Below are 15,713 nucleotides of genomic sequence, written 5' to 3'. Positions count from 1 at the left end.
GTCATTGCATGACTTCGGGACCCTTCATGTCCCGCACACCCGCTTCCGGCAGGATGCCGAGGCGGCGGGCGACCTCCTGGTAGCCCTCCTCGACCTTGCCGAGGTCGCGGCGGAAGCGGTCCTTGTCCATCTTCTCGCCGGTCTTGGCGTCCCAGAGGCGGCAATTGTCGGGGCTGATCTCGTCGGCCAGGACGATGCGCATCTCGTCATTCTCGTAGAGGCGGCCGAATTCCAGCTTGAAGTCCACCAGCGTGATGCCGACGCCCAGCAGCAGGCCGGTCAGGAAGTCGTTCACCCGCAGGGTGAGCTGGACGATGTCGTCCAGGTCATGCGTGGAGGCCCAGCCGAAGGCGGTGATGTGCTCCTCGCTCACCATCGGGTCCTGCAGCGCGTCGTTCTTGTAGTAGTATTCGATGATGGAGCGCGGCAGGCGCGTGCCTTCCTGGATGCCCAGGCGCGAGGCCAGGGAGCCGGCGGCGACGTTGCGGACCACGATCTCGAGCGGGATGATCTCCACCTCGCGCACCAGCTGCTCACGCATGTTCAGGCGGCGGATGAAATGGGTGGGGATGCCGATCTCGCCCAGGCGCTGCATCAGGTATTCGCTGATGCGGTTGTTCAGCACGCCCTTGCCGGTGATGGTGCCCTTCTTCTGGGCGTTGAAGGCGGTGGCGTCATCCTTGAAGTATTGGACGAGGGTGCCGGGCTCGGGCCCCTCGAACAGGATCTTGGCCTTGCCTTCGTAAAGTTGGCGGCGGCGAGCCATGGCATGCAGTCCTTCTGGCGAATCAGCGCCCGTATAGCAGCAAAGGATTATCGTGCCACACGGGCGGGCGCGGGCTTGACCGGCGCGAAGGGCGTGCGGTCGGGCGGGCCAGGCGCGAAGAGCCATTGCCGCGCGCCCCCCGGCCCCAGCGCCAGCAGCGAACTGCACAGCGTGCCAAAGCCGCCGAGGGGCGGAATGTTCAGCATTTCCGCCGCTTCCCCCTCGGAATCCGCGAGCAAAGCGGGCCAGCTGCCCCAGTCGGGCAAGGCGGGCCGGGGCGCGGCCTGGAAGCGCGGCAGGTGGCGCGCGGTGCGGGGGCTGGACGGATCATTGGGCGGATGGGCCGTGACCATGTGCAGGCCGGGCGGCAGGGCTGTGGCTGTCGCATGGCCTTCACCGAGCCCGGCCACGAACCAGGCCGAATCCGCGTCGGCGACCACGGCGTTGAAGGGCCGCCAGGCGCCGGCATCGACGCGGCACAAGGCCTGAGCGGCGCCCGCGGCCGCTTCAGCCTCCAGCGCCAGCAAGGGCAACTCTCCGCGCGAGCGTTTGCCCTCGGCCGGGCCCAGGCTGCCCGGGCGGTTCAGGACGGTGGCGACGACGCCCGCCCTGTTCACCGCCATCCAGCTGCCGCCGCCGGTGCGATCACGGCCGCCCACCACGCCCGGGGCCTCGGGCCAATGCGCCCCGGGCGGGTCCCAGGGGCGGTCCAGGCGTTCATCGCGATTGGCGGCCAGCAGCAGCGGCCAGGCGGCGCCGGGCTGGCGCGAGAGGATCACGGTGCACATCGGGGCCCATCTGGCCCCGATGCGGCGCCGCGAACAAGGCGGCCCCTACCAGTGGCGGTGGCGCGGATGGTGCCAGTGCCGCGGCGGCGGGCCGTAGTAGCGGGGCGGCGGCACATACACGACCGGCGGCGGCGGGTAGTAGTAGCGCGGCGGCGGCACGTAGTAGCGCGGCCGCGGGGGCGGCGCGTAATAGACGGGCGGCGGCGGGCGCCAGCCCCGGCGGTCCCAGCCCACTTGCAGCTCGAACACCGGCTGGGCGACGGCCGGCGCGGGGGCGGCGATGCCGAGGCCCAGCAGGCCCAGGACGGCGCCGAAGATCAGCTTTCGCATCGCGCGGAACTCCCTTTCCAATTCCGCAATTCCACGCGCCCCGCATGGCCAAAGCGTGGCGCGATTGCGCCGCTTCAGTGCCGCCGATGCCCGTGGTGCCGCCGATGCGAATGGTGGTGCCGCGGCCCGTGCCAGCCGCGGTGATGGTGGGCGTGCGGGTACCGGCGCGGCGGGTGGTACACATGCGGCCGCCGCACCGGCGCCACATAGACCGCGCGCGGCGGCGGCCGCCAGGCCGGCGCCACATAGACGGGCGGCGGCGGGCGATAGACGGGCACCGCGTGGACGGGGCCATGCCAATGGCCATGATGGACACGGCCATCGGCCACGCAGCCGGCGAGGAAGAGGCCCATCAGGCCCAGCAGCAGCACACGCATCCTCGTTTCCTCCTTCAAGCCCGCCCCTGGTTCATGAGGCGGGGGGCGCCACCTCGGCGGTGGTCTGGCCGGTCGCCGCCAGGCCACGGGCCACGAAGCCCGAGGCCTTCATCTCCTCCACGAAGGCGCGCAGCCAGGGCATCGCGGCCTCACGGTCTTGTGGGATTCCGACGGCCTGCTCGATCACCATGAAGCGGCCGGGCAGCACGCGCACATCGGGGTTCGCCGCCGCGTAGGCCACCAGCGGCTGCTTGACGTTGGCCGCGACCTCCAGGTTCTCGGCGCGGAACTGCTCCAGCGAGGCGGGCGAGGTCGGCGCGCGCACCAGCGTGGCGTGGCGCAGCTCGCGCGTCAGGAAGAGGTCATAGGCGCTGCCACGGCCGACGGCCACGCGGATGCCGGGGCGGTCCACCTCGGCATTGTCGCGGATCGGGCTGTCCTGCCGCACCAGATAGGCGCCCTCGATCACCACATAGGGCGCGGTGAAGGTGATGCCGCGCGCGCGCACCGGGTCGATCGCCAGGAAGCAGAGGTCCCACGCCCCCTCGCGCAGCGCCTCGGTCACGCGGCCGGCGGCGGGATAGGTGATCATCTCGATGGGCAGGTTGAGGCGGCGGCCGATCTCCTGGGCCAGTTCCACCGAAAGGCCGCGCGGCGCGCCGCCCGCGGGGTCACGCTGGGCCAGGACCGGATTGCCGAAGTTGATGGCGACGCGAAGCGTGCCGGACGGCGCCATGACGCGCGCCACCTGGGCCGCGTCGAGGGGGGACTGGGCGCGGAGCGGCGCGGCGGCGAGCAGGACGGGGGCGGCCAGCAGGCCACGGCGAAGAAGGCGCATCGTGTTTCTTCCCTTTTCGTAACCTGCCCAGGATGCCGCCACGCCTCCGCCCGGGCAACGCGCCCCTTCCTCCGGTTCAGCGGTTGCGGTTCAGCAGGTTCTGGAAGGCGTCGCCCGAATTGCCGCGGCGCCGCTCGGGCGGCGGGCCCTGCCGCTGCGGCGGGGGGCCGGAGCTGTGCGCGCGCCGGTCGTCAGGCCGGTGGTCGCGCCCGCCCCAGTCGCGGCGCGGCGGGGGCGCGTAGTAGGCGGCGCCGCGATAGACCGGCGCACGGTAGGCCGGGCCGCGATAGACCGGCCCGGACGCATAGCCGCCGCGGTAGTAGCCACCGCCGCCGCCGCGATACCCGTCATCCACGCAGCCGGCCAGGAACAGTCCCATTCCCGCCAGCAGTCCGAGCCTTGTCATGTTCCGCATCATCATCCTCCCGCAACGCGTGGGGGGCGGAGTGGTTGACCCCGCCGCCGCCACCGCTGTCAGAGGTGAGATGTGACCATTTGGTCATGGCGCAAAGGCGGCAACATCAAGTCGGGCCGAAGACCCGCGCGAAAATCGTCTCGACGTGGCGGAAATCGCGCATGGGGTCCATGGCGGCATCCAGTGCCGCGGCATCCATCAGCGGCGCCACCTCGGGGTCGGCCAGCAGGTTGTCGCGGAAATTGCGCCCCTCCGCTTTCCCGAGCTTCGTCCAGGTCGCCATGGCGGCGCGCTGCACGGCGGCATAGGCCCCTTCCCGGCTCAGCCCCGCCTGGGTCAATGCCAGCAGCACCTTCTGGCTGTGCACCACGCCGCCCAGGCTCTCCAAATTCTCGGTCATGCGCTCGGGGTAGATGGTCAGCTTCTCCATCATCCCGGCCAGCCGCATCAGCGCGAAGTCCAGCGCGATGGTGGCGTCGGGCGCGATCACGCGTTCCACGCTGGAATGGCTGATGTCGCGCTCATGCCACAGCGTGATGTTCTCCAAGGCCGGCATGGCATAGCCGCGCACCAGGCGGGCGAGGCCCGTCAGGTTCTCGCTCAGCACCGGGTTGCGCTTGTGGGGCATGGCGCTGCTGCCCTTCTGGCCGGCGTGGAAGAACTCCTCCGCCTCGCGCACTTCGCTCCGTTGCAGGTGGCGCACCTCGGTGGCCAGCCGCTCCACGCCGCCCGCCACGACGGCGAGTGCCGCGAAGAAGGCCGCGTGCCGGTCGCGCGGGATGACCTGGGTGGAGACGGGCTCCACCGCGAGGCCCAGATGCTTGGCCACATGCGTCTCGATGGCCGGGTCCACGGAGGCGAAGGTGCCCACGGGGCCGGAGATGGCGCAGGTGGCCACCTCCTCCCGCGCCGCTACCAGCCGGGCGCGGTTGCGGGCGAACTCGGCGTAGTGGCCCGCGAGCTTGAGGCCGAAGGTGGTGGGTTCGGCATGGATGCCGTGGCTGCGGCCGATGCTGGGGGTGTGCTTGTGCTCGATCGCGCGGGCCTTCAGCGCGGCCAGCACGGCGTCCACATCGGCGATCAGCAGGTCGGCCGCGCGGGTCATCTGCACGGCCAGCGTGGTGTCGAGCACGTCGCTGCTGGTCATGCCCTGGTGCATGAAGCGGGCATCCTCGCCCATGCCCTCGCCCAGCCATGTGAGGAAGGCGATGACGTCATGGCGCGTCACGCGCTCGATCTCGTCAATGCGCTCCACATCGGCGGCGCTGATATTGGCGACGCGGGCCGCGCCCTTCTCGCGGATGGTGCGGGCGGCTTCGGCGGGAATGGTGCCCTGGGCCGCCATGGCCTCGGCGGCCAGCGCCTCGATCTCGAACCAGATGCGGTAGCGGGCCTCGGGCGACCAGATCTCGGCCATCTGCGGGCGGGAATAGCGGGGGACCATGGGCAACCATCCTGCAAGCGTGCGTCGGCCAAGGGTTTCGCGCAGCGGGGCCGGATGGGCAAGCGTCACCCGCCGCGCAGCCGCCGCGCCGCCAGCTCCACCTCGCGGATGGCGTGCGCCAGCGCGGCCGGATCGCCGCCGAAGGTGCCGCCGCGCCGCATGCAGCCGCGCAGATGGGCGCCGATCGCCTCGCCGGCCAGCACGCGCCCGTCATGCCACAGCCGCGCCTCGATGGGCTCGAGGCTGATGTCCAGGCCGCAGTCGCGGGCGCTTTGCACGCGCGGCAGGAAGCGCGGCGCGTCGGGCGTGTCGAAGCCGTGATGCGCGCCCTCCAGCACCAGCATCCGCAGCTGCGCGCCGCGCGCGCGCAGCCATTCGGCGTAGCGCGCGCAATGCGCGGCGGGGGTGTAGTCATCGGCGCCGCCCAGCAGCATCAGCACCGGGGCGTTGCTCACCGGCTCCCCGAGATAGGGGATGGAGCAGGAGGCGTAGAGCGCCACATGCAGCGCGAAGCGCGGCCCGCCCTCGCCCAGCGCCGCGCGGCGGAAGGGCTCCAGCAGGGTGTAGAGCGCGACCTGCCCGCCCTTGGAAAAGCCCATGATGCCGATGCGCGCGGGGTCCACGCGCGGATGCGCGGCCAGGACGCGCAGGGCGTGCAGCGCATCGGCGACGCTGGCGGCCAGCGACAGGCGGGACTGGTCCGCGCCGGTGGAGGCGATGCCGCGCGGGGTGAAGCTGTCCAAGATGAACGTGGCGAAACCCAGGCGCCGCAGCCGCGCGGCCCAGGCATCCTCCCGCCCCGGCAGGATGCCGCCGCTGCCGTGGGAAAGAATGATGGCGGGCAGCCGCGCCGCCCCCATCCCCTCCGGGAAGGCCAGGCTGCCATGGATCTCGGTGGCGGGCGCGGTGCCGGCCAGGAACTCGGCCGGGCCGCTGGGCGTGACGGAGGTGAAGACCAGGCGCTCCGCCGCCGCCGGGGTGGCGATGCCCAGCAGCCAGACCGCCGCCAGAAGGCCCCGGCACCCCGCCCACACCCGTGAAAAAGCCGCATCCGTCATTCGCAAACCCCCATGGCAGAGGCCCAAAATATCGCCTAGAAATGCACGCGGAGCCCCCTTCCGCGATGACAGAAAAGCAAGGTTGAGGCTTCCATGCCCGAATGGGTTGTCCCGCTCCTCCAAGTACTCGCGATCGACATCGTCCTCGCGGGTGACAACGCGATCGTCGTCGGCATGGCGGCCGCCGGCCTGCCGGCCGCGCAGCGCCGCACCGCCATCTTCTGGGGCATCGTCGCCGCCACCGTGATGCGCATCGCCTTCGCGAGCATCACCGTGCAGCTGCTGGCCATCGTGGGCCTGACGCTGGCCGGCGGCGTGCTGCTGCTCTGGGTCTGCTGGAAGATGTACCGGGAGCTGCGCGACGGCGGCCACAGCGAGGTGGTGAACGAGGATGGCTCGGTCACGGTGAACGAGCCGCCGCGCAAGACCATGCGCCAGGCCATCACCCAGATCCTGATCGCCGACATCTCCATGAGCCTCGACAACGTGCTGGCCGTGGCCGGGGCGGCGAAGGACCATCCCTATGTGCTGATCGTGGGCCTGGCCATCTCGGTTGTGCTGATGGGTGTCGCGGCCACCTTCATCGCGAACCTGCTGAACAAGCACCGCTGGATCGCGTGGGTGGGGCTTCTCATCATCCTGTACGTGGCGGGCAGCATGATCTTCACCGGCACCAACGAGGTGGCGGAGGTCGTCCCTGGCTCCTACGCCTTCCTCATGCTGCCGCTGGGCTACCTGGCGCTGCCGGGGGTGTTTCCCGCCTGGCTCTGGGCGGGGGCGACCCTGCTGCAGGTGCTGGTGCTGACGGCCGTGGTGGTGCTGATGGCCGATGCGGTGCTGCGGGCGCGGCGCCGGGCGGACCGGCAGCACGGACCGGCCGAGTGAGGCGGGGGCGCTTCCCCTGGCGGCGCGATCTGCTCTAGACCACCGCGCATGTTGAACGGGAAGCGCCACGACACCCCTCGCCTCGCCCTCATGGGGGCGGGGCTTCTTCTCCTGCTGGCGGGCTGCGAGGCGCCGCGACAGGCGGGCCAGGCCCCCGCCCCCGCCGCGGTGCGCGCCGGCCCCGTCACGCCCGAGGCCCTGGCCGCCGCCCTGCCCGCCAGCGCCGACAGCTTCACCCGTGGCGCCACCGTGCCGGTGCGGCAGCCCATGGAGGGGCTGGAGGTGAACTACGCCACCCCCAACCGCCGCGGGGCCGCCTTCGTGCAGGTGGTGCGCCCGGCGCAGGGCGAGGCCACGGCGGCGGCGGCCGGCGAATACACGCGCTGGCTGGACGAGGTCTCGACCGGCGCGCGGCCGGGGCGGCGGCTGAACGTGGTGCAGGAATTCACCGAACCCGCCGGCCCCGGGCTGCGCTGCGCCGCGCTGGAGGGCAGCTACGGCCGCCAGCCGGTGCTGAGCACCTTCTGCGTGGGCACGGCCGGCGGGCATGTGCTGCGCCTGCGCGTGACCATGATGCGCGACCCGGCCCCGGTGGCCGATGCGCGGGCCTTCCTGCTGGAAGTGGCGCGCTCCCTTCCGGCGGGCTGAACGCGCCCCTGGCGCGGGGGGGCGAGGTTCCCCTCCCCGGCGAAGCGGCGTTACGCTCTCCCTTCACGCGAGAGGGAGAGCGCGCCATGGACCAGCAGGCCCACACCTACCACCCCGCCCATTTCCGCGGATTGAGCTGGCTGGACGCCCTGCCCGCCTTCGCCAACGGGTCCGACACGCCGCGCGCCTATCTCGAACGCTGCCTGGAGGTGATGGCCGCGCGGGAGCCCGTGGTGCGCGCCTTCGTCACCGTCAACGAGGCGGGGGCGCGGGCGGCCGCGGATGCGAGCACGGCACGCTGGAAGGCGGGCCAGGCGCTCTCGCCGCTCGATGGCATGCCCATCGGCATCAAGGACCTGCTGGAAACCCGCGACATGCCGACCGAGATGGGCTGCGAGGCCTATCGCGGGAGCCACACCGGCCGCGACAACGCCGCCGTCTGGGCGCTGCGGGAGGCGGGGGCCGTCATCCTGGGCAAGACCGTGACGGCGGAACTGGGCGGGGCCAACCCGGGCCCCACCACCAACCCCTTCGACCCGGGGCGGACGCCGGGCGGTTCCTCCTCGGGATCGGCGGCGGCGGTGGGGGCGCGGATGGTGCCGGCGGCGATCGGCACGCAGGTGGGCGGCTCCATCATCCGGCCCGCCAGCTTTTGCGGCAATTTCGCCCTGAAGCCGACCCAGGGCGCCATCACCCGCGGCGAGCGCCAGGCGACCAGCCAGAGCACCAGCGGCCCCCATGCCGCGACCCTGGAGGATTGCTGGCAGGTCGCCATCGAGATCACGAAGCGCGCGGGCGGCGACCCGGGCCAGCCCGGCCTGATGGGCCCCGACACCTGCCCCGAGGCGCGCCGCCCCGGCCGACTGGTGGTGCTGGAGACCGAGGGCTGGGCGCGGCTGGATGACGCGAGCCGCACCGCCTTCGAGATGCTGCTGGAGCAGATGGCGGCCGCCGGCATCACCCTGCTGCGCCGGCGCGACCACGCCTGGATCGAGACGCTGGAGCGGCGGGTGGACGGCGCCTCGGCCTATGGCAACGCCATCACCCGCTGGGAGAACCGCATGGCGCAGCGGGCGCTTGTGGAAAAGAACCCCGATGGCGTGAGCCAGCGCGCCAAGAATGTGCTGGCCGCGGCCGAGGCCATGCGCGTGGCCGACTACCAGGCCGCGCTGCGCGAACGCGCCGAGGCCCAGGCCGCCTATGCCGCGGTGATGACCATGGCGGATGCGGTGGTGACGCTTTCCTCGGTCGGGCCCGCGCCGGTGTGGACGGGCGATGTGCCCGGCCAGCCGCTGAACCCGCGCCCGACCGGCGACATCGCCTTCAACGCGCCGGCCAGCGCCATCTTCTGCCCGGCGGTGACGCTGCCGCTGATGGGGGTGGGCGGGCTGCCGGTGGGCCTGCAGGTGATGGGCCTGCCGCACCGCGACGCCGATGCGGTGGGTGTGGCGCGGTGGCTGATGGGGAACCTGGCACCCGTGGCGGTGTGAGCTTTTTGCGCGGCCGATTCACGCCCCCGGCTGCGCCGGGGACGATCGGACGCGATCCCGCGCGGCCGATTCACGCCCCCGGCTGCGCCGGGGACGATCGGACGCGATCCCACGCGGCCGGGGCGGCGCTACAGCAGCCCCTCCCGCCGGAAGGACAGGATCACCCCCCGCCCCACGATCAGGTGGTCATGCACCGTGATGCCCATCACGGCGGCGGCGCCTTTCACTTCCGCCGTCATCTCGATGTCGGCGCGGGAGGGGGTGGGGTCGCCGGAGGGGTGGTTGTGCACCAGGATCAGCGCGGTCGCGTGCAGTTCCAGCGCCCGCTTCACCACCTCGCGCGGATAGACGGGCGTGTGGTTCACCGTGCCGCGCGCCTGCGCCTCGTCCGCGATCAGCCGGTTCTTGCTGTCCAGGAACAGGATGCGGAACTGCTCGATCGGCTCCCGCGCCAGGACGATGGTGAGGTATTCCTCCAGCCGCGACCAGTTGTTCAGCAGCGGCATGTCCCGCACCTCGGCCGCGGCCAGGCGCGTGGCGCCTGCCTGCACGATGCGCAGCGCCGCGATGCCCGCCTCGCCCAGCCCCTCCACCTGGCGCAATTCCACCACCGGGGCGGTCACCGCATTGGCGAAGCTGCCGAAACGCGCCAGCAGCGCGCGGGCGATGGGCTTGGTGTCCCGGCGCGGCAGGGCCAGGAACAGGATCATCTCGATCAGTTCATGGTCGAGCAGCGCGGAGGGCCCGGCCTCGATCAGCTTCTGGCGCATGCGGGCGCGGTGGCCCTCCGCGCCGGGCACGGCCACGCTGGACTGGACCGGGACGGGCGGAAGCGACGGGAACATGCCCCCCGCCTCCTCCATGCCCCGGCGCCGCGCCATCAGCCCGCCTGGAAGACGGGCTTGTGCAGGCCGCCGGGCGAGAGGGTGAAGATCTCGCAGCCCGTCTCGGTGATGCCCACCATATGCTCGAACTGGGCGGAGAGGCTGCGGTCGCGCGTCACGGCCGTCCAGCCATCATCCAGGATCTTCACCTCGGGGCGGCCGGCATTCACCATGGGCTCGATGGTGAAGAACATGCCCGGCGCCAGCCGCGCGCCTTCGCCCGGGCGGCCGAAATGCAGCACGTTCGGCGGCTCATGGAACTGCCGGCCGATGCCATGGCCGCAGAAATCCCGCACGATCGAGAAACGATGCTTCTCGGCATAGGACTGGATGGCGTGGCCGATGTCGCCGAAGGTGTTGCCGGGGCGCGCGGCCGCGATGCCGCGCATCATGGCCTCGTGCGTCACCTCCATCAGCAGCCGCGCCTTGGTGCTGACCTGGCCCACCGCATACATGCGGCTGCTGTCGCCATGCCAGCCATCAAGCAGCGCGGTCACGTCAATGTTGAGGATGTCGCCCTCGGCCAGCACCCGCTCGCCCGGAATGCCGTGGCAGACCACATGGTTGATGGAGATGCAGGAGGAATGGGCATAGCCGCGGTAGCCCAGCGTGGCCGGCACGGCGCCGCGCTCCAGCAGGAAGTCATGGCAGAGCCGGTCCAGCTCCCCGGTCGTCACCCCTGGCCGCACATGCGCGCCGATCATGTCGAGGCACTCCGCCGCCAACCGCCCGGCCCGACGCGCGCCGTCGAAATCCTGCGGAGCGTGGAGAGTGATCCGGCGAGCCTCGCCGCGCTGCTTGTCCATACCTGGTCCCGACCAAACCCATTCCATGACCCAGCGCCCAACATGCGCGCGCGGCGCCACGGCTTCAACCCGAATTCGTCGAAGCCCTGGGCGCCGCTGGGGGCATGGAAGGACGCGACCCGATCAGCGGCTGATTCACGGCCTCGGCGATCCCGCCGAAGCCGATCAGACGCCAGCCGATCCGCGGCTGATTCACGGCCTCGGCGATCCCGCCGAAGCCGATCAGACGCCAGCCGATCCGCGGCTGATTCACGGCCTCGGCGATCCCGCCGAAGCCGATCAGACGCTACCCGATCAGCAGCACCCCCAGCAGGGCGAGCAGGGTGATGAACAGGGTGCTGGCGATGCCCAGCAGCAGGGGGGCGGCGCCGCGGGCGTGCAGGGCGCGCAGGTCGGTCTGCAGGCCCAGCGCGGCCACGCTGGCGGCCAGCATCAGCGGCACCAGGAAGCGGCTGGCGTCCACGGCGAATTGCGGCACCAGGCCCGTGCTGCCGAGCGCCACCAGCGCCAGGAAGCCGAAGGCGAACCAGGGCACGGGCGCCTTCACCTTGGCGGCGTCCGCGTGCTGGCGGCTGGCCGCCCACCAGCCGAGTGCGAGGACGGCCGGCGCCAGCAGGAAGACGCGGGCCAGCTTCATCACGGTGCCGCTTTGCGAGGCCACCTCGCCGCCGGCGGCCGCGGCGCCCACGGCCTGCACCACCTCATGGATGGCCGCCCCCGCCCAGAGGCCATAGACGCGCGCCGAAAGCCCCAGCAGTTCCGCCAGGTAGGGGAACACCACCAGCGCCACGGTGCCGCAGAGGGTGATGACGGCCAGCGAATAGGTCACGTCCTCCTCGCGCCCGCGCACCACCTGGTTGGCGGCGACGATGGCGGACGCCCCGCAGATGGCCGTGCCGGTGCCGATCAGCATGGAAAGCCCCGGGTCCACCCCCATGACGCGGCCGAGCCAGATGGTGAAGGGCAGGGTCGCGGCCACCACCACCAGCGCCAGCACCAGCGCCCCCGGCCCCAGCGCCCAAAGCATGCCCAGCGTCAGTTGCAGGCCCAGCAGCACGATGGCCGCGCGCAGCACCGGCCGCACCGCGTAGGCGATGCCCGGCTTGAGGCTGGCCGGCCGGCCGATGACGGCACCCACCCCCACGCCCAGCACCAGCGCCACGACCACGGCATTGAGTGCCGCCACCCCCGTCATGTTCCGCAGCATGATGGCGATGATGGCGATGCCGAAGCAGACGGCGAGGCCAGGGGCGAGGCTGCGAAGCTTGTCCGGGAAGGATTGCCCGGTGGGGGCCGCGGTGGTGGGGGCTGCCATCAGTCTGAATTCGCCTGGAACGTTTGGTGCGCGGCACGGTCCACCCGTGGGCCCGGTGCGTCAACCCGGGCCGGCCGCGCCTATTCCGCGGCGAGCGGGAGGCTGGGTTGCAGCCCGAAGGCCTCGGCCAGCAGGGTGACGCTGCGGGCGCGGGCCGCCTTGTCGTGGCAGGGGGTCAGCACCGCCACCTCCTGCACGCCCAGTTCGGCGGCCATGGCGGCCAGGCGGTCGCGCACCTCGGCGCCGGTGCCGATGATGGCGCGTTCGCGCATGCGGTCCACGCGGGCGCGCTCGGCCTCGGTGTAGGGGTGGGCCTCGGCCTCCTCGGCCGTCGGGAAGGGCGGGAAATTGCCGCGGTCGCGGAAGAGGCGCCACAGGGCGCGGGGCGCGAAGAGGCGCTCGGCCTCGGCGCGGCTGTCGGCCGCCAGCGCATAGACGGCGACGGCGGCGTTGGGCGTGGTGCCGCGCGTGGCCTGGAAGGTCTCGCGGTAGAGGGAGAGCGCCTGCTCCGCCCCCTGCCCGTCCGTGATGAAGCTCGCGAAGCAATAGGGCAGGCCGAAGAAGCCCGCGACCTGCGCGCCATAGTCGCTGCTGCCCAGCACCCAGAGCTCGGGGCGGGTGGGCACTTCCGGCGAGGCGCGGACCATGCGGAAGGGGTGGTTCTCCGGCAGGCCCTCGCCCAGCCAGCCCAGCAGGTCGCGGATCTGGGCGGGGAAATTGTCGGCGGCCTGGGCGGCGTTGGGGTTGAGCGCGAAGGCGGTGCGCCCGTCGCTGCCCGGCGCGCGTCCCACGCCCAGGTCAATGCGGCCGGGTGCCACGGCCTCCAGCGCGCGGAACTGCTCGGCCACCTTCAGCGCGGAATAGTGCGGCAGCATGACGCCCGCGCTTCCCACGCGGATGCGCCTGGTAGTGGCGGCGATGGCGCTGATCAGGATTTCGGGCGCGCTGCCGGCATGGCTCTGGCTGTTGTGGTGCTCGGCCAGCCAATAGCGCGCATAGCCGAGGCGATCCGCGAGGCGGGCCGTGGCCAGCGTCTCCTGGATCGCGTCCGCGGCGTCGCGGCCGGAGACGATGGTGGACTGGTCGAGGATGGAGAGCGCGGGCAACATCGGCGCATCCTACAGAGCCCGGGAGCCCCCATGGAAGAGAGCTTCATGCGCCGCGCCCTCGACCTCGCCGCCGAAGGGGTGGCCGCGGGCGGCGGCCCCTTCGGCGCGGTGGTGGTGCGCGAGGGGCGCATCCTCGGCGAGGGCCGCAACAACGTGGTGCCGGGCCGCGACCCGACCCAGCACGCCGAGGTGGTGGCCATCCGCGCCGCCTGCGCGGCGGTGGGCAGCCATGACCTGTCGGGTGCCACCATCTACACGAGCTGCGAGCCCTGCCCGATGTGCCTCGGCGCCATCTGGTGGTCGCGCATCGGCGCCATCGTCTATGGCAATGACCGCGCGGATGCGGCGGCGATCGGCTTCGACGATGACGCGCTCTATCAGGAGGTGGCGCGGCCCCTGGAGAGCCGCGCCCTGCCCTTGCGCCGCCTGATGGCGGCGGAGGCGCGCGAGGCCTTCCGCCTGTGGGCGGACAAGCCCGACCGCGTGCCCTACTGACCCCTCACGCCGCGCGAACGCCCTGCGCCAGGTAGGCGAGGCCCGCGCGGTCGCCCCGCGCATGGCGCAGCTCGACCTCGACGGCGCCCTTCTGCGGCATGTGCAGGGTGCCGCGCTGGCCGGGCCGCAGCCCCTCCGGCACGCCCGCCACGCCCACGCCGCCTGACGAGGTGTCCAGCAACCGCACCTCGAAGGACTGCCCGCCCAGCATCAGCCGCGCCTGGCCATGGGCGGGCTGGCGCGGCTCGCGCCGGCGATCCACCTCGGGCACCGCGCCGCGGACGATGCTCACCACCTGGTGCGTCAGCTCCGCGGCGCGGGCGGCGAGGTCGGCGGTGTCGGCCTGCATGCGCTCGGTGCGGGTGCCGTTCTCCTCCGCGTCGTCGCGCACGTCCGAAATCCGTGCCGCGCCGGCGCGCGTCGCCTGGGTGGCCTCGGTGATGCTGCGCGCGATCTCGCGCGTGGCACTGTCCTGCCGGTCCACCGCCTCGGCCAGGCTGGCCGCCAGCTGGTCAATGCGCGTGACGGAGCGGGCGATGCGCCGCACCGTCTCCACCGCGGCCTCGGTGCGGCGGCTGACGGCGTCAATGTGCTGGCTGATCTCCTGCGTGGCGCGGGCGGTCTGGGAGGCGAGCTCCTTCACCTCGCCCGCCACCACGGCGAAGCCCTTGCCGGCATCCCCGGCGCGCGCGGCCTCGATGGTCGCGTTCAGCGCCAGCAGGTTGGTCTTGCCCGCGATCTCGCTGATGAGGCGCGTCACATCGCCGATCTGCCCCACCGCGCCGGAGAGGGAGACGATGGCCTCCTCCGTCCGGCTGCTGTCGGCCGCGGTCTCGCGGCTGACATTGGCGGCCTCGCGCACCTCCTGGGTGATGGCGCGGATGGCGGCGGAGAGCTGCTCGGCCGCCGCGGCCACCGTCTCGGACATGGCGAGCGATTCGCGCGCCGCCTCGCCCGCCGCGCCGGCATTGCCGCTGACGCGGCCGGCGGTCGCGGCCATCTCCTCCGCGCCGGTGGCGAGCGTTTGCGCCTGGTCGGCGATGCGGGTCATGGCGGCCAGGGTCTCGCCCTCCACGCGGTCGGCCATGTGGCGCAGCGCCTGGACCTGCGCCGCCTGGGCGGCGGCGCGCTCCTCCTCCTGGCGGGCGCGGGCGGCGCGGGCCTCCTCGCCCTGGGTGCGGAAGACGGCGACGGCGGCGGCCATCTGCCCCACCTCGTCGCGCCTGCCCTGGCCGGGGATCTCCACCGAGAGGTCGCCCTCCGCCATCCGCAGCATGGTGTGGGAGAGCGCGCGCAGCGGCCGCGCCGCGGCGGTGGCCCAGAGCGCGATGCCCAGGCCCAGCGCCAGCCCAAGCCCCAGCATGACCAGCATGAGGGTCTGGAAGCCCTCGGCCACCGCCCGCGTCTCGCGCGCCACGACGCCATTCTTCTCCTCCTGCAGGTCAATGAACTGGTTGATGCGCGCCAGCCACTCGACGAAGGCGGGGCGGGCCTGCTCCATCAGCAGGGCATGCGCCTGCGCCGCCTCGCCCGCCGCGCGCGCGGCGATGACGGCGCGGACCATGGGCATGGTGCGCGCCTCGGTCTCCTGGATGGAGGCGAGGATGCGGCGTTCGTCCGGCGTGACGCCGGCGCCCGTCGCCATCATCGCGTCCAGCGAGGTGGCGCTGCGGGTATAGAATTCCTCCAGCCGCGTGATCTCGCGCAGGGCTTCGGCGCGCTCGTTCTCATTCGTGACGAGCACCACGTCGCGCAGGCTGATGGCGCGGTCATGGACGCTGCCGCGGAAATTGATGGCGTAGCGCTGCTTCACCCCGTTCACGTCATTCACCACCGCGAGGCTTTCGCTGATGGAGTTCACCTGGTGGGCCGCGATGGCGGCCAGCGCCACGAGCAGCGCGAGCACGGCGCCGAAGCCTAGCATCAGACGGCGGCCGATGCTGGCGCGCGGGCGCGCGGCATCGGCACCGGTGGAGGGTGCGGTGAGGGTCAAGGCCATGCGGGAAGGAGCTCCGGGAAGAATGTCGGGCGCGTCTCATGTCGCCGTCATAATGAAGATCGGGTT

At 72.4% G+C, this 15,713-nt stretch carries 17 protein-coding genes and 1 pseudogene; 4 read left to right on the top strand and 14 right to left on the bottom strand.

What is annotated here, in order from left to right; all coding sequences use genetic code 11:
* Position 1 precedes the first annotated feature (1 nt).
* The 8 genes from purC to JTN19_RS13650 form a co-directional block, all read right to left on the bottom strand.
* Positions 2–766 carry a phosphoribosylaminoimidazolesuccinocarboxamide synthase gene (gene purC / locus JTN19_RS13685; protein ID WP_191085345.1) on the bottom strand — a complete coding sequence of 255 codons (765 nt, stop codon included), beginning with the start codon at positions 764–766 and terminating at the stop codon, positions 2–4.
* 47 nt (positions 767–813) lie between these two features.
* Positions 814–1,554 carry an NRDE family protein gene (locus tag JTN19_RS13680; protein ID WP_206933755.1) on the bottom strand — a complete coding sequence of 247 codons (741 nt, stop codon included), beginning with the start codon at positions 1,552–1,554 and terminating at the stop codon, positions 814–816.
* A 45-nt stretch (positions 1,555–1,599) separates the two neighbouring features.
* Positions 1,600–1,884, bottom strand: a complete 285-nt coding sequence (locus tag JTN19_RS13675; RefSeq protein ID WP_206933743.1) for a hypothetical protein — start codon at positions 1,882–1,884, stop codon at positions 1,600–1,602.
* A gap of 74 nt (positions 1,885–1,958) precedes the next feature.
* On the bottom strand, positions 1,959–2,261 hold the full coding sequence (locus JTN19_RS13670) for a hypothetical protein (RefSeq protein ID WP_206933741.1): 303 nt from the start codon (positions 2,259–2,261) through the stop codon (positions 1,959–1,961).
* Between the two features lie 31 nt (positions 2,262–2,292).
* Positions 2,293–3,099, bottom strand: a complete 807-nt coding sequence (locus tag JTN19_RS13665) for an ABC transporter substrate-binding protein (RefSeq protein ID WP_206933739.1) — start codon at positions 3,097–3,099, stop codon at positions 2,293–2,295.
* Between the two features lie 76 nt (positions 3,100–3,175).
* Positions 3,176–3,505 (bottom strand): hypothetical protein, encoded by a 330-nt coding sequence (locus JTN19_RS13660; RefSeq protein WP_206933738.1) that lies wholly within the window; start codon positions 3,503–3,505, stop codon positions 3,176–3,178.
* A gap of 115 nt (positions 3,506–3,620) precedes the next feature.
* On the bottom strand, positions 3,621–4,958 hold the full coding sequence (gene purB, locus JTN19_RS13655) for an adenylosuccinate lyase (RefSeq protein ID WP_206933737.1): 1,338 nt from the start codon (positions 4,956–4,958) through the stop codon (positions 3,621–3,623).
* A 65-nt stretch (positions 4,959–5,023) separates the two neighbouring features.
* On the bottom strand, positions 5,024–6,016 hold the full coding sequence (locus tag JTN19_RS13650; RefSeq protein WP_206933736.1) for a dienelactone hydrolase family protein: 993 nt from the start codon (positions 6,014–6,016) through the stop codon (positions 5,024–5,026).
* Between the two features lie 93 nt (positions 6,017–6,109).
* Here JTN19_RS13650 and JTN19_RS13645 point away from each other — a divergent pair.
* From JTN19_RS13645 to JTN19_RS13635, 3 genes and pseudogenes are all read left to right on the top strand, one after another.
* Positions 6,110–6,700 (top strand): annotated as a pseudogene (locus JTN19_RS13645) (TerC family protein); the annotation flags it as partial.
* A 249-nt stretch (positions 6,701–6,949) separates the two neighbouring features.
* Entirely contained in the window at positions 6,950–7,549 is a 600-nt protein-coding gene (locus tag JTN19_RS13640) for a hypothetical protein (RefSeq protein ID WP_206933734.1), read from the top strand.
* An 86-nt stretch (positions 7,550–7,635) separates the two neighbouring features.
* Positions 7,636–9,039 carry an amidase gene (locus tag JTN19_RS13635; protein ID WP_206933733.1) on the top strand — a complete coding sequence of 468 codons (1,404 nt, stop codon included), beginning with the start codon at positions 7,636–7,638 and terminating at the stop codon, positions 9,037–9,039.
* A gap of 128 nt (positions 9,040–9,167) precedes the next feature.
* Here the strand turns inward: JTN19_RS13635 and radC are convergent, their stop codons facing one another.
* The 5 genes from radC to JTN19_RS13610 form a co-directional block, all read right to left on the bottom strand.
* Positions 9,168–9,884 (bottom strand): RadC family protein, encoded by a 717-nt coding sequence (radC, locus tag JTN19_RS13630; RefSeq protein WP_242531141.1) that lies wholly within the window; start codon positions 9,882–9,884, stop codon positions 9,168–9,170.
* A gap of 35 nt (positions 9,885–9,919) precedes the next feature.
* Positions 9,920–10,729 (bottom strand): type I methionyl aminopeptidase, encoded by an 810-nt coding sequence (gene map, locus JTN19_RS13625; RefSeq protein ID WP_206933730.1) that lies wholly within the window; start codon positions 10,727–10,729, stop codon positions 9,920–9,922.
* 64 nt (positions 10,730–10,793) lie between these two features.
* Entirely contained in the window at positions 10,794–10,982 is a 189-nt protein-coding gene (locus JTN19_RS13620) for a hypothetical protein (protein WP_206933722.1), read from the bottom strand.
* A 33-nt stretch (positions 10,983–11,015) separates the two neighbouring features.
* Positions 11,016–12,044: a YeiH family protein gene (locus JTN19_RS13615; RefSeq protein ID WP_206933720.1), complete on the bottom strand. Its 1,029-nt coding sequence runs from the start codon at positions 12,042–12,044 to the stop codon at positions 11,016–11,018.
* A gap of 80 nt (positions 12,045–12,124) precedes the next feature.
* On the bottom strand, positions 12,125–13,153 hold the full coding sequence (locus tag JTN19_RS13610) for an LLM class flavin-dependent oxidoreductase (RefSeq protein WP_206933718.1): 1,029 nt from the start codon (positions 13,151–13,153) through the stop codon (positions 12,125–12,127).
* Between the two features lie 30 nt (positions 13,154–13,183).
* On the opposite strand from JTN19_RS13610, the gene JTN19_RS13605 reads away from it, so the two are divergent.
* A complete protein-coding gene (locus JTN19_RS13605; RefSeq protein ID WP_242531140.1) occupies positions 13,184–13,648 on the top strand; it encodes a nucleoside deaminase in 465 nt (154 codons plus the stop codon).
* 4 nt (positions 13,649–13,652) lie between these two features.
* On the opposite strand, the gene JTN19_RS13600 is transcribed toward JTN19_RS13605, so the two are convergent.
* Positions 13,653–15,647 carry a methyl-accepting chemotaxis protein gene (locus JTN19_RS13600; RefSeq protein ID WP_206933716.1) on the bottom strand — a complete coding sequence of 665 codons (1,995 nt, stop codon included), beginning with the start codon at positions 15,645–15,647 and terminating at the stop codon, positions 13,653–13,655.
* Between the last annotated feature and the right edge of the window lie 66 nt (positions 15,648–15,713).

Origin of the sequence: Roseococcus thiosulfatophilus, assembly GCF_017311575.1 — a bacterium.
Classification (GTDB): domain Bacteria; phylum Pseudomonadota; class Alphaproteobacteria; order Acetobacterales; family Acetobacteraceae; genus Roseococcus; species Roseococcus thiosulfatophilus.
Note: the sequence above shows the minus strand (reverse complement) of the source record. Positions and strands in the feature narration are given on the sequence as shown.